The sequence below is a fragment of the Streptococcus sp. HMSC064H09 genome, assembly GCF_001812625.1.
Taxonomy (GTDB): domain Bacteria; phylum Bacillota; class Bacilli; order Lactobacillales; family Streptococcaceae; genus Streptococcus.
In genome coordinates this window covers 194516-207070 of sequence record NZ_KV809550.1, presented here as the reverse complement: position 1 = coordinate 207070, position 12555 = coordinate 194516, and the positions used below count along the sequence as shown (strand labels likewise).

The 12555-nt window shown below is 39.9% G+C and carries 16 protein-coding genes; 1 reads left to right on the top strand and 15 read right to left on the bottom strand.

Annotated features, from left to right (window positions below; genetic code table 11):
* Nucleotides 1-459: 2,3-bisphosphoglycerate-dependent phosphoglycerate mutase (locus HMPREF2867_RS01005; protein WP_070575117.1), on the bottom strand; the 459-nt coding region annotated here is incomplete at its 3' end.
* Between the two features lie 255 nt (nt 460-714).
* Between HMPREF2867_RS01005 and HMPREF2867_RS01000 the strand changes: the two genes are divergently transcribed.
* Complete coding sequence (locus tag HMPREF2867_RS01000; RefSeq protein ID WP_060971492.1) at nt 715-1650, top strand: dihydroorotate oxidase; 936 nt, start codon at nt 715-717, stop codon at nt 1648-1650.
* Between the two features lie 61 nt (nt 1651-1711).
* On the opposite strand, the gene HMPREF2867_RS00995 is transcribed toward HMPREF2867_RS01000, so the two are convergent.
* The 14 genes from HMPREF2867_RS00995 to HMPREF2867_RS00930 all read right to left on the bottom strand — a co-directional run bounded on the left by HMPREF2867_RS00995 (nt 1712) and on the right by HMPREF2867_RS00930 (nt 12484).
* Complete coding sequence (locus HMPREF2867_RS00995; protein WP_002890779.1) at nt 1712-1912, bottom strand: hypothetical protein; 201 nt, start codon at nt 1910-1912, stop codon at nt 1712-1714.
* 59 nt (nt 1913-1971) lie between these two features.
* Nucleotides 1972-2247, bottom strand: a complete 276-nt coding sequence (locus HMPREF2867_RS00990; RefSeq protein WP_002884048.1) for an HU family DNA-binding protein — start codon at nt 2245-2247, stop codon at nt 1972-1974.
* Nucleotides 2248-2383: 136 nt separating this feature from the next.
* Nucleotides 2384-2956, bottom strand: a complete 573-nt coding sequence (locus HMPREF2867_RS00985) for a YpmS family protein (protein ID WP_070575111.1) — start codon at nt 2954-2956, stop codon at nt 2384-2386.
* Nucleotides 2949-3824: an SGNH/GDSL hydrolase family protein gene (locus HMPREF2867_RS00980; RefSeq protein WP_070575108.1), complete on the bottom strand. Its 876-nt coding sequence runs from the start codon at nt 3822-3824 to the stop codon at nt 2949-2951. The genes HMPREF2867_RS00985 and HMPREF2867_RS00980 overlap by 8 nt, the downstream gene beginning before the upstream one ends.
* Nucleotides 3817-4659 (bottom strand): DegV family protein, encoded by an 843-nt coding sequence (locus HMPREF2867_RS00975; RefSeq protein ID WP_070575105.1) that lies wholly within the window; start codon nt 4657-4659, stop codon nt 3817-3819. Before HMPREF2867_RS00975 ends, HMPREF2867_RS00980 begins: the two co-directional genes overlap by 8 nt.
* A 69-nt stretch (nt 4660-4728) precedes the next feature.
* Nucleotides 4729-6399, bottom strand: coding sequence for a DNA repair protein RecN (recN, locus tag HMPREF2867_RS00970; protein ID WP_070575102.1), 1671 nt, complete (start codon nt 6397-6399; stop codon nt 4729-4731).
* Nucleotides 6400-6407: 8 nt separating this feature from the next.
* Complete coding sequence (locus HMPREF2867_RS00965; RefSeq protein WP_070575099.1) at nt 6408-6854, bottom strand: arginine repressor; 447 nt, start codon at nt 6852-6854, stop codon at nt 6408-6410.
* Entirely contained in the window at nt 6841-7668 is an 828-nt protein-coding gene (locus tag HMPREF2867_RS00960) for a TlyA family RNA methyltransferase (protein WP_070575096.1), read from the bottom strand. The genes HMPREF2867_RS00965 and HMPREF2867_RS00960 overlap by 14 nt, the downstream gene beginning before the upstream one ends.
* Nucleotides 7661-8533 (bottom strand): polyprenyl synthetase family protein, encoded by an 873-nt coding sequence (locus HMPREF2867_RS00955; RefSeq protein WP_070575093.1) that lies wholly within the window; start codon nt 8531-8533, stop codon nt 7661-7663. Before HMPREF2867_RS00955 ends, HMPREF2867_RS00960 begins: the two co-directional genes overlap by 8 nt.
* On the bottom strand, nt 8533-8748 hold the full coding sequence (locus HMPREF2867_RS00950) for an exodeoxyribonuclease VII small subunit (RefSeq protein ID WP_002884058.1): 216 nt from the start codon (nt 8746-8748) through the stop codon (nt 8533-8535). The genes HMPREF2867_RS00955 and HMPREF2867_RS00950 overlap by 1 nt, the downstream gene beginning before the upstream one ends.
* Nucleotides 8738-10066: an exodeoxyribonuclease VII large subunit gene (xseA, locus tag HMPREF2867_RS00945; protein WP_070575089.1), complete on the bottom strand. Its 1329-nt coding sequence runs from the start codon at nt 10064-10066 to the stop codon at nt 8738-8740. Before xseA ends, HMPREF2867_RS00950 begins: the two co-directional genes overlap by 11 nt.
* A 186-nt stretch (nt 10067-10252) precedes the next feature.
* The gene (locus HMPREF2867_RS00940) at nt 10253-11014 is read right to left on the bottom strand and encodes a hypothetical protein (RefSeq protein WP_070575087.1); all 762 of its coding nucleotides are present in this window, start codon (nt 11012-11014) and stop codon (nt 10253-10255) included.
* Nucleotides 11015-11141: 127 nt separating this feature from the next.
* The gene (gene nth / locus HMPREF2867_RS00935) at nt 11142-11786 is read right to left on the bottom strand and encodes an endonuclease III (protein ID WP_002884001.1); all 645 of its coding nucleotides are present in this window, start codon (nt 11784-11786) and stop codon (nt 11142-11144) included.
* On the bottom strand, nt 11786-12484 hold the full coding sequence (locus HMPREF2867_RS00930; RefSeq protein WP_004182658.1) for a DnaD domain-containing protein: 699 nt from the start codon (nt 12482-12484) through the stop codon (nt 11786-11788). The genes nth and HMPREF2867_RS00930 overlap by 1 nt, the downstream gene beginning before the upstream one ends.
* Nucleotides 12485-12555 lie beyond the last annotated feature (71 nt).

The following is a 12555-nucleotide window of genomic DNA, read 5'->3' as shown; positions in this document are numbered from 1 at the left end:
TTTCAAGTTTTCAGCATCTGGAATTACTGAGTCATCAAGTGAAGCGTAACGACGGTCAGTGTGTGCTGAGTGCTCATCATCACGATCCATGTTTGGAGGCAATACATCGTATGAACGACGCCAGATGTGAACTTGCTCATCACCAAATTGCTCAGCAGCTTCTGCTTTGTTTTTACCAGTCAAACCACCGTAGTGACGTTCGTTCAAGCGCCATGATTTTTCAACTGGAACCCAAAGTTGGTCAGATGCTTCAAGAGCCAAGTTAGTTGTTTTGATCGCACGTTTCAATACTGAAGTGTATGCTTGGTCAAATTCGATACCAGCTTCTTTAATCAATTTACCAGCGTCGATAGCTTGTTGAGTACCTTTTTCAGAAAGATCTACGTCAGCCCAACCTGTGAAAAGGTTAGCTTTGTTCCATTCAGACTCACCGTGGCGAGCGAAAACCAATTTTACCATTAGTTATGTCTCCTTTTTATTTTGGGTTAAACCCATTTACTGTATCTATTCTACCCAAAAAACCTTGAAAAAGCTAGCAAAATCCAAAAAATTCTGTAAAATTCTATTGCTTCTTGTCTTGGCAAAAAGAGACGATATCAGAATTTCGTTTTAGAGGCTTTAGCCCGTCCAATATTTCCTTGTTTTAGGCCCCTTTTCATGCTAAAATGAGATGAAATAGTAACATTTTACTTTGTGATCTTTAAGGAGGATCTTATGGTTTCTACTGCTACAAAAGTTGGTCAGTTTACGTTTGATAACTGTCTTATGAATGCCGCTGGTGTTCATTGTATGACTAAGGAAGAATTGGCAGAGGTTGAGGCTTCAGCTGCAGGTTCATTTGTCACAAAAACAGGAACACTTGAGGCCCGTCCCGGCAATCCTGAACCACGTTATGTGAATGTACCTCTTGGGTCAATCAACTCAATGGGATTGCCAAATAACGGTTTCGAATACTACCTTGACTATGTCATTGAATTACAAAAGCAACCCAATACAAAAAATCATTTTCTTTCTCTCGTTGGTCTTTCACCTGAGGAAACACACACCATTCTTAAAAAAGTTCAAGAAAGTGACTATGAAGGGCTGGTTGAACTCAACCTTTCATGTCCTAACGTTCCGGGTAAACCTCAAATCGCTTACGATTTTGAAACAACAACCGAGATCCTAACTGAAGTCTTTTCTTACTTTACGAAACCACTTGGTGTGAAATTACCACCATACTTTGATATTGTGCACTTTGATCAAGCTGCTGCCGTTTTCAACCAATTCCCACTTGTCTTTGTTAACTGTGTGAACTCAATTGGTAATGGCCTTTACATTGAAGATGAGTCTGTTGTCATCAAACCTAAGAATGGTTTTGGTGGTATAGGTGGTGACTACATCAAACCTACTGCCTTGGCAAACGTTCATGCTTTCTACCAACGTTTGAAACCTGAAATCCAAATTATTGGTACTGGTGGTGTAAAATCTGGTCGTGATGCTTTTGAACACATCCTTTGTGGCGCAAGTATGGTACAAGTTGGTACTGCCCTTCAAAAAGAAGGTGTCGCTATTTTTGACCGTATTACTAAAGAACTTAAAGAAATCATGGAAGAAAAAGGTTACGAAACTCTTGAAGACTTCCGAGGAAAACTTCACTACATCGACTAGTCTATAAAAAAAGTTTGGAAGATTTTCCAAACTTTTTTGTTATTTGATGATGATTCTCTTATTAGACAAGACCATCATCATCGCGTTCATCCCAGTCTTCAAAAGGGTCCTTGCCCTCTTTTTCAGCTTGAAGACGTTTCTGACGCGCTTCTTCAATTTGTTCTTCACTTGGCTTCATCAGTTTGCTAATAGCAACAATACCTGATAGTTTAATAACAGTAAAAACCAAAAGAAAAATCAATACCACTGTTATGGTTTTCATAGATTTCCTTAACTTATTTCGTATAAATCAAAACCCCTAAAATCTTAGGGGTTTTTACATTATTTAACTGCGTCTTTAAGAGCTTTACCAGCTTTAAATGCAGGAACTTTAGAAGCTGCGATTGAGATAGCTTCACCAGTTTGTGGGTTACGACCTTGACGAGCAGCGCGTTCGCGTACTTCAAAGTTACCGAAACCAATCAATTGTACTTTTTCACCTGCAGCAAGAAATTCTTCGATAGAAGCGAAAACTGCATCTACAGCTGCTGCTGAATCTTTTTTAGTAAGCTCAGTTGCTTCTGCAACTTTAGCGATCAAATCTTGTTTGTTAGCCATTGTAACAATCCTCCAATTTATTTCTAAGCGAATAGTTTTTTTAGCGCTTGAACAAGTATTATCTTATCCTAAAAGACCTATGAGGTCAAGTAATAAACGCTAATTTAATCGCTTTTTTGCAAAAAGTAAAGGCTTTTTAATTTATTGTCTTATAGATGTCAAATTCGATACGGTCATTAACCAAATCTAGGCTTTGAGCACGTGCTATTATCCCCTTCTCATTCTTCATAGACTGAATATTTAGGGTGACCTTTCCCTTCTTACTATCGATTGCGATGTAATCAGGAAGGTTAGTCGAACGTTTAATCATCTTAAGGGCATCCGAAACAGGCAGTTTCAAGGTTCCAGCTGAAAGCTCAGAAACATGCAGTACAATTGCTCCTGATTCACTAACAACCGGCGTAAAATAGACATATAGAGGAACAGGATGACCTAAAACCTTATAGCTACTTTCAAAAACGATTTTAGAATTGGTAACCTTGACCTTGAAACGCATCTTATCAGTCGAATAATCCTGGGCAAAGCCTGTAAGAGCAGCGTCAAGCTCATCCTTAGTCATACTATATTTTCCAATTTTAGTTGCTCCCTTGGGTAGGGATACAGAACTTGTCGTCTCCACTGGAGTCATGATTCTATATGTCACAACACTTACTAGGGCTAGATTTAAGGCCAAGAGTCCTAAAAATAGCCACTTCCATATCTTACTCACCTGACCACTCCTTCTTTGTTTGGTTAATACGTTTCAAAATGGCATCTGACATAATTTGATAACCTGTATTATTTGGATGAAAATGATCATCCTCAAAAAGAGCATCGTTCAGGCTATCTTGAGAAGATTTACTAGACTGATAGGTATCATCAGAACTTGTAACACCGCCCTTACCATCAATTCCCTTATAAAGCAAATCATTTACAGGAACAAAATACACATTATCGTACTCTTTGCACACCTCTTCAGTAGACTGGTTCCAATTATCTACAATAGTTTGCATTTCTGTCATCTCTGGAAAATTTAGATAAAAAGGATTGTAAATACCAACAATATAAATTGGTAATGTTTTATTTTCCTTGCGAGCTAGCTCAATAATCTGTCCTAATCTCTTTTGATAGGCCTGGGCAGGCTTAGTGAAGGTAGCTACATTAAGATTCGTGATATTGTCCTTAATGACATGGATCACATCATTACCACCAACTGTCAGAGTCATCACTTTAGCCTTTTTGAGATCTCTTTGAATATCCTTCTTTTCTTGCATTCTTTTGAGAATTTGATTACTCGTATTCCCCGCAATACCGTAGTTACGAGAAGTCACTTGCCAGTCAAAATCTGACTCTAATGCCTGTGATAGCACAGGAACGAATCCTCCTTGATTACTACTATCACCTACCCCTTGAGTAAGGGAATCACCAATAGCAACATAGGTCACATTTTCATTTTTGATAGATTTAATCTTTTCTGCAATTTTTGATGACTGATGCGTACTAGGAACGATAAAAATGAAGAGTCCGACAAATAAGAGAAAAAGCAAGAAGAAGCCTACGAGGCTTCTAACTAATTCTGATTCTTTCCACTTATTCATAACGAACCATTACGGCAAAGGCGCCTTCACCAGTGTGCGTTTGAATGATGGAACCAGTCTCAAGGATTGAAATTGGAGCACCCAAAACCTCAAGTTTTTCAGCCAGTTCATGTGCTAGATCAGGTGTCCCTGCATAAGAAATACCAATCTCTGCCACTTTGAGGTCCTTATCCTTGATACCATTAATATAAGAATCTAACCATTTCGTGAAAGTCTTAGCTCCTCGCCCCTTAGCAACCGTATTCAACTGATAGTCTTTCAACTCCATGATGACACGGATATTGAGTAATGAAGACAGTAGACCTGTTACACGTCCAATACGACCACCTTTAACCAGATTCTCAAGGGTAGAAACACCAATATGAAGTTCTGATTTATTTTTCACTTCTTCAACATGGGCTACAATCTCATCAAGACTAGCTCCTGCTTCGGCTAATTTAGCTGCCTCAACAACTTGAAACTTGAGGCATTGATCCGTAAAGCCTGAATCGATGACAGTTACATCTGCTCCTGAAAGACTAGCTCCTTGACGTGAGGCTTCACATGTCCCAGAGAGTGTGTGCATAATGTGGATTGCCACAATTTGTTCTGCACCTTCTTTGACAAGATTTTCATATGTCTCAGCAAACAAACCTACAGGTGGTTGGCTTGTCTTTGGTAACTCTTTACTATGCTTCATCATTTCCAAGAAACGGCCTTCTTCTCGAAGGTCACTATCTGAATAGATGACACCGTCCACCATTACCGACAATGGGACAACAGTGATATTAAATTTTTTAACCAATTCTGGTTCAATCGTGATTGACGAATCGGTTACAATTCTGATTTTACTCATATTTTTCTCGCTTAACACAAATTTTTATTCTATTATAGCATGACTGGAAAGTTTTTCCCAAGTCTTTTCCTAAAGAGAGTCGTCCACCTTTAACAAAGCTCTTGCTTGGCTCAAGGCAGCCTCCGTCACGTTATCACCTGCTAACATCTTAGCGATTTCTTGCACCCTTTCCTCAGGTGTCAAAAGACGAACACGAGAGACAGTTGTCTCGTTATCGCTTTCCTTAGAAATAAAGAACTGATAATCAGCAATAGCAATAACTTGCGGAAGGTGACTGATGGCCAAGACCTGACCATGACTCCCAATCTTATGAATCTTCTGAGCGATGGCCTGGGCAACACGTCCTGAAACGCCAGTGTCAACCTCATCAAAGACGATACTTGTTTTATCTTCTTTGCGGGCAAAGGCTGACTTAATCGCTAACATGAGTCGAGATAATTCACCACCTGAAGCTACCTTAACAAGCGGTTTAAAGCCTTCACCTGGATTGGTTGAGATGTAAAACTCAACCTGCTCATTACCATCTCGATTAAATTTCCCCTTAGTAAAGGTGACTTTAAAATCAGCCTTATCCATATAGAGGTCGCATAACTCGTTCTTAATCTCAGCTTCAAGAGCCGTAGCAATTTGATGGCGTGCTGTTTGTAGGGTCTCCGCAGACGCAAGCAGGTCCTTTTCAAGTTGCTTAAGCTCTTGTTCCATAGCATCTGACGAGCTAGAGTTTCCTGTCAGAAGATTGTATTCTTTACTTGAATTTTCCAGATAATCCAAGACGTCATCGACAGTCCCACCATATTTACGAGTAGTGGCATTAATGGTATCTAAGCGGTGTTCAATCTCTTGTAAACGCCCAGCATCAAAGTCCAGATTATCCAAAAAATCACCTAGTTGCTTAGTGACATCTTCCAGAACATAATAGGCTTCTGATAGATTTCCAGAGAGTTCTTTGTAATCAGAGTCATACTCTTCAAGAGACTGGAGGTCATTCATGGCAGAACGGACATTTGAAAGGCTTGAAAAATCTTCATTATCCAGCATAACATAGGCATTTGTTAAGGTATCAGCAATCTGCTTATGATTAAGAAGCTTGTCTCGCTCCTGCATCAAAGCCAAATCTTCTCCTGATTTTAGAGAGACTGCTTCAATTTCTGCAATCTGAAATGCTAACATTTCAATTCGAGCCTTATGATCCTGCTCATTTTTCTGCTTTTCAAGAACAGCTTTTCTTAACTCACGATAGCGGTCAAAATACTCCTGGTAATCTTTCTTAGTCTGGAAAAATTCCTTGTCACCAAAGGCATCAAGCATGGTAATATGCAGAACAGGTTTCATAAGCTCTTCCTGGTCATGTTGTCCATGGATATCTACCAAGAAGTGCCCAACAGCCTTAAGCGTCGTTAAATTGACCATCTGCCCATTGATGCGACTAACACTTCTACCATTTTGGAAGATTTCACGACGGATAATCAATTCATCCTCAACAGGAATCCCATTATCTTCCAAGATACTAACCAAAGCAGGATTTTGTTCGATTGAAAAGAAGCCCTGAATTTCAGCCTTAGATGCTGAATGACGGACGACCTCACTAGAAGCCCTAGCACCCAACATAAGATTCATAGCATCTATAATAATGGACTTTCCTGCACCTGTTTCACCAGTAAGGACGGTCATACCATTCTCAAAGTTTAGAGAAATCTCTTCAATAATTGCGAAATTCTTTATCGTAATTTCGAGAAGCATAGGCCCTCCTATTCTTCAACCCACTTAATGATTTGCCCCTGCAGTTCAATAGCTGCCAACTCTGACTGAGCCACTAAAAAGAGGGTATCATCGTCAGCAATGACACTAAAAATCAAATGCTTGTACTCATCCAAAAGAATCTTCTTGATGAGACGGCTAGTCCCGGGTTGAACAACGATATTCATAAAGGCATGTTGACGATCAACACGCAATAAGCGACGAGTCGCAACAGAGGTTCCACCTACTCGTCTAGGAACAGTTGAGAGCCCATAGATGTAAGAACCGTCTTCAGTTGGCACTTTGGTAATACCAATTTCATTGATATCACGCGATACAGTCGCTTGAGTAGCCTTTAATCCCTCATTTTGGAGTAATTTTACCAATTCTCCCTGAGTCGTAATTTTATTTTCTTGGACAATCTTTCGGATTAACTCCAAACGATCATTCTTCTTCATTCTTTTTAAACTCCTTGTGTGCTTGTGCTACAACGTCCTTAATAGAGGTTTGAGCATCATTTTGAGGAGAATTTGTCTTCTCCAAGTGTGCGAGAAACTCAATGTTACCATGACCACCTTGGATAGGTGAAAAGTCCAGTCCTTTAACTGAAAAGCCATAGTCAACCGCAAAAGCTATCACTGTTTCTAACACTTTTTCATGGACACTGCTCTCACGGACAATCCCGTTTTTCCCAATTTGTTCACGGCCCGCCTCAAATTGTGGTTTCACAAGAGCAACAACTTGCCCCCCATCAACCAATATCTTAGCCAAAGCCGGTAGAATCAGATTAAGAGAAATGAAGCTGACATCGATTGATGCAAAAGACGGTAGTCCTTCTGTGAAATCGACAGGTTCAGCATAACGAAAATTACATTGCTCCATGGAACGAACACGCTCATCTTGACGCAATTTCCAAACCAACTGATTGGTACCGACATCAACAGCATAAACCAGTTTGGCCCCATTTTGAAGCATAACATCAGTAAACCCACCTGTTGAGGCTCCGATATCAATGGTCGTCATACCTTCTACTGACAGATTGAAAACTTCCAAAGCTTTTTCAAGTTTGAGTCCTCCACGACTCACATACTTAAGTTTTTCACCTTTAAGCTTCAACTCTGTACCGTCGTCTATTTTTTCACCAGGTTTATCGTAACGCTCACCATTGATAACATTAACAACTAAACCTGCCATTACGCCACGTTTTGCTTGTTCTCGTGTTTCAAAAAGGTCCTGTTTATAAGCCAAGACGTCTACTCTTTCCTTAGGCATGGAGTCGTAACCTTTCTATGATTTCTATAATACTGTCTTTCTTGAAACCTTGAGTCTCAGCTAGATTTTGGAAAATAGCCTCAGCTTTACTAAGTGATTCTTCGAGGATAGCATGTGATTTTTTCAGACCAAGAAGAGCCGGATAGGTTGATTTCCCAGCTACTACATCTTTTCCAGGTGTCTTTCCAAGTTCTTCGAAATCAGCAGTCACATCCAAAATATCATCACGGACTTGAAAGGCAAGACCAATCAGGCGACCAGCTTCTTTCAGATTTTCCAAAACCTCTAGATTTTTTTGAGCAACAATACCAGCCGCCACAAAAGGAAAGGTTAAAAGCATACCTGTCTTATGCTCATGAATTTTAGCTAGTTGCGATAAATCAAGTTTCTGACCTTCACCCTTCATATCCAACATCTGGCCACCAACCATACCGAAGGTACCTGAGGAATGAGACAATGCTTGAATCAATTGAACTCGAATTTCTGCTGATAGCTCTGTTTGGGCCAGGAGATCAAAGGGATCCAAAAAGAGAGAATCGCCAGCCAATATCGCCGTTGCTTCATCAAATTTCTTATGGTTGGTTAAACGTCCTCGACGGTAATCATCATCATCCATAGCCGGCAGATCATCGTGAATCAGACTTCCAGTATGAATCATTTCAAGACTCGCTGCAACATCGAAATGACTAGGAGTTAGCTCTAAACCAAATCCTTCAAGTAAATCTAAGAAAATCAGTGGACGAATACGCTTACCGCCACTATCAACTGAATAAAGAATAGCAGTGATTAAATCACTTGATACAGGAAGATTCTTTTTTTGGTAGTAATCACGGATAGACGCATCAATTTTATTTAGCTTGCTCATTAGGCATCCATTTCCGTTTCTGTACCATCTGCTTGCATAACCTTAACTAGTGTTTTTTCAGCATCTTCCAAGGTCTTCTGCAAATCCTTAGACAAGGCCATACCTTTTTGGAACTCAGCAATAGCATCCTCAAGAGCAACATCACCTGTTTCGAGCTTAGTGACAATGGCTTCTAAGTCCTGTAAATTTTCCTCAAATGTTTTTTTAGTTGACATTTTTCACCTCTACTTCTAGTTCACCATCTCTCATTTGGACGGTTAATTGATCACCTTCGGTAATATTCTTGGTACTGGTTAAAGGTTTATCATCTTTTTTGACAATGGCATAGCCCCTTGCAACAATACGGCTAGTATCTAGAGACAATAAAGCATCCTGTGCCTTTTCTAATCTCACACGGTTACCATTAATGGTGTTCTTGGTTGTGGTCACCAATAAACGTTGCAAAGACTCTCGACGGTCTTGATAGTTCTGAACACTGGTCAGAAGATTTAAGCCTTGTAACCGTTGTTTCAAAAGTTCCGCTTTTTTTTGCTTTCGCTCGAAATCTTGACTCACGAAGGTTTCAAGCCTTATTGTTAGTCGATCCAACTTTTGTAAATAACCATCATATAGGCGCTCAGGTTGCCTAAAGACAACAGATTGTGACAGTTTAGCTAAACGTTCTTGATTGTACTGTATACTTCTCAAACAGGCTTGATAAGCTCTATTTTGTCTTTCACGAATCCAAACCAAGGTATCGGCCTTTGATACTGGAGTAGCAAGTTCTGCCGCTGCTGTAGGTGTAGCAGCCCTACGATCTGCAACAAAGTCAGCCAAAGTCGTATCTGTTTCGTGACCAACACTTGAAATCACAGGTAGACGACTCTCAAAAATTGACTGAACAACAATTTCCTCGTTAAAAGCCCAGAGGTCTTCAATAGAACCTCCACCACGACCTACGATAAGTAAATCTAAGTCATCCCTTTGATTGGCTTTTTGAATATTTTCAGCAATTTCCTGCGCAGCTCCTTCACCTTGAACCTTGGTAGGGAAAAGTAAGATTTCTACCCCTGGAAAACGACGGCTAACGGTCGTAATAATATCTCGAATAACCGCACCACTAGGACTTGTGACAACCCCTATTTTTTTAACAAAATTAGGCAGCGCTTGCTTATGACGATCATCAAAGTAGCCTTCTGCAGTCAATTTTTTACGAAGCTGTTCAAACTGGATAGCCAAAGCTCCAATACCATCCGGCTCAGCCTTCTCTATAATAATGGAATAAGAGCCACTAGGCTCATAAATCTGGACACGACCTACGACATTGATCTTCATACCTTCTTCGAGTTCAAAACCAAGTTTTTTGAAAACTCCAGCCCAAATCGTCGCCTGAATAACAGCTCCTTCATCCTTAAGCGAAAAATATTGATGACTCGGGCGGCGACGAAAATTGGAAACCTGTCCCGTCAAATATACCCTCTCTAAATAAGGATCACGGTCAAATTTCATTTTCAAATATTTGGTTAAGGATGTGACCGATAAATAGTCTGACACGACAACTCTCCTTTATTTAACCTATCCTCGAAAACCTGAAGACATTAAAAAAGTTCTGTAGAACCATCATCCCCAAATCTTCTCAGTCAGCTTTCTAATTGTATACACGATTACCTTAAATTATACCAAAAAAGACTGTCAAAAGACAGTCTCAACCACCATAGTCAGGTGTTTTATATAGTTTCATTAATCGGTTGTATAAGTTTTTGAAACGACGTCCCAAGAATCGCTTGAACCGTCAATACCACCATAGGCTTCGAGTTGTCCCTTCTTATCTACACGGAAAAGAAGAACATCATTACCATAGGCATCATAAAGTTGAGCATAAACTAGGTTATCATCATCATCCGTCCATGAATAAACATTCCAACCTAGATTTTTATAATTTTCTCCAGTTGAACCTTGTTCTTTAGCATAGGTAGAAACAACCCAGTCTTCTAACTGTTGATCAGACAAAGATGAGGTATCAACTTGAGAGGATTGATTATCAGATGCTGCTGCAGCTGCTTCCTTACTTTTTGCCAACTGACCGTTTTTCCATGGATTTGTTTCACTCTCTTTTTGGTTATTACTATACCACATCAAGGTAACAACAGGAATAACCACTGCAAGTACCGCAACAACTCCAATTACCCATCTAATGTTTTTAGGATCTTTGAGTTTATCAAAACTCGAAACTTTTCTTCCCTTTGTAGTTTCATTTTTACGACGTCTAAATTCGCTCACAGCTTTTTCCTCTTTTTCTTGAAAGTAGTCCCTTTTTTTCTTTTCCTCTTGTTCCAAGAGTTTTTGCACTTCCCTACGACCCTGCGGATCACTCGTTTGAGCCAATGAAATCTGCAACTGAAAAATACGATTATCCAAAGCTTGCTCATATTCTTTGGCTGCTTCTCTATCACCATTATCAGCTAAGGCTCTCAGATACTCTTCATTACTGAATTCAGCCATTCACTATATCGCTCCTGCTTCTAAATCGTTTCTTCTATTTTCTTAAAGCCTGAGACTTTTGTCAAGTTACTAGTTTGTAACAAATTCTTACAGCTGTAAAAAGCCGAAGAAAGTCACATTCTCCAGCTTATTTCTTAGTTGTTTCTTTATAGTACTTACAATAACTTTGAAGAGGACATGTCTGACACTTAGGATTCTTAGCCAAACAATGATAACGTCCAAAGAAAATCATACGGTGATGACTGATAATCCAATCCCTCTTTGGGATTTTCTTCATCAGTTCCGCTTCGATTTCCTCTACACTAGCATCCTCTGGCACGATATTTAGCCTTTTAGATACACGTGAGACATGCGTATCTACAGCAATAGAAGGAATACCATAGACTTCAGCCAATACTACGTTAGCTGTTTTTCGTCCCACACCAGGTAGACTTTCCAATTCCTTATGCGTTTTCGGAACCTGTCCATCAAAATTCATCAAAACAGCTCTAGCAGTCTTGATGATGTTCTTTGCCTTATTCTTATAAAGACCGATTGTTCGCAAACACATCTCAACATCATCGAGATTAGCAGAAGCCAAATCCTCAATTTCTGGATAACGCGCCCACAAGCCTGGTGTAATCTTATTAACAGCCTTATCAGTTGTCTGGGCCGATAAAATAACAGCAACTAATAGTTGGAAAGGAGTTTCCCACTCCAACTCTCCATGAGCATTGGGAAACATCTCCCCCATGAGAGCTAGAGCCTCATTAACACGTTTTCTTCCTAACATTATTGGCCACCCCATAATTGACGGGCTGCATCCATACCTGTTTTGAAGTCATCCGAAACTTGGTGATGGTGCTTCTTACCTTGATGCTCCAAACGACGCTCTTCAACTTGAATTTTCGTCGTAATACCACTCAATTTCCAGTTACGCAGAACCCCTTTGATGTAATTCCAATTTGTCTTGCGGTTAAATACTGCTTCTTTCAAAGCCTCACGGATAAGTTCGGGATCAGTATGTTCTTCTTGGATTTCCTTGTTTAAATCTTCGATAACCATAGGATTCAAGATTCCCAAAGCTTGTTCTAACTCATCTGTTAACTGCTTGATGAGTTGTGTATTTGTTGGCTGACCAACTACAGGCCCGGTCGTTGTCTTTTCATTGCTCACTAACTTGTCCAAAACTGCCAAGGCAGGTGAAGCATCTACAACCATCTCAATTTCATTATTAACCTTAATAGTCGTGAAATCAAGGAGCCCAGCCTCAGTCAATGTCGTAATACTTTTATTAACCTCAGTTGGTGTCTTTCCAGTTGCTTGCGCTATCTGACTAGAAGCCACTTCTCCAATCTGAGTTGTTGTTTGTAGATAGAGAAACTGCCAAACGAGAAAGTCATCCGCAGATGGGAAAATATCCTTAAAGTGGAAAAATAAAGCATTAGGAAGGACCAGATTGCCTGATCGATACTGTTCAAAAAAACTCATATTTACCTTTCAGAGTAGCTAGACACCCCAAAAGTCTTTATGCGCTCACATAAGTCTTTTGAGACTGTCTA

Coding starts and splice junctions, on each gene's coding strand:
- HMPREF2867_RS00960 (WP_070575096.1), bottom strand. CDS start 7,668: ATGCCTAAGGAAAGAGTAGACGTCTTGGCTTATAAACAGGACCTTTTT.
- HMPREF2867_RS00975 (WP_070575105.1), bottom strand. CDS start 4,659: ATGAGTAAAATCAGAATTGTAACCGATTCGTCAATCACGATTGAACCA.
- HMPREF2867_RS00940 (WP_070575087.1), bottom strand. CDS start 11,014: ATGGCTGAATTCAGTAATGAAGAGTATCTGAGAGCCTTAGCTGATAAT.
- HMPREF2867_RS00930 (WP_004182658.1), bottom strand. CDS start 12,484: ATGAGTTTTTTTGAACAGTATCGATCAGGCAATCTGGTCCTTCCTAAT.
- nth (WP_002884001.1), bottom strand. CDS start 11,786: ATGTTAGGAAGAAAACGTGTTAATGAGGCTCTAGCTCTCATGGGGGAG.
- HMPREF2867_RS00980 (WP_070575108.1), bottom strand. CDS start 3,824: ATGAATAAGTGGAAAGAATCAGAATTAGTTAGAAGCCTCGTAGGCTTC.
- HMPREF2867_RS00965 (WP_070575099.1), bottom strand. CDS start 6,854: ATGAAGAAGAATGATCGTTTGGAGTTAATCCGAAAGATTGTCCAAGAA.
- HMPREF2867_RS01000 (WP_060971492.1), top strand. CDS start 715: ATGGTTTCTACTGCTACAAAAGTTGGTCAGTTTACGTTTGATAACTGT.
- HMPREF2867_RS00950 (WP_002884058.1), bottom strand. CDS start 8,748: ATGTCAACTAAAAAAACATTTGAGGAAAATTTACAGGACTTAGAAGCC.
- HMPREF2867_RS00995 (WP_002890779.1), bottom strand. CDS start 1,912: ATGAAAACCATAACAGTGGTATTGATTTTTCTTTTGGTTTTTACTGTT.
- HMPREF2867_RS00990 (WP_002884048.1), bottom strand. CDS start 2,247: ATGGCTAACAAACAAGATTTGATCGCTAAAGTTGCAGAAGCAACTGAG.
- HMPREF2867_RS00955 (WP_070575093.1), bottom strand. CDS start 8,533: ATGAGCAAGCTAAATAAAATTGATGCGTCTATCCGTGATTACTACCAA.
- recN (WP_070575102.1), bottom strand. CDS start 6,399: ATGCTTCTCGAAATTACGATAAAGAATTTCGCAATTATTGAAGAGATT.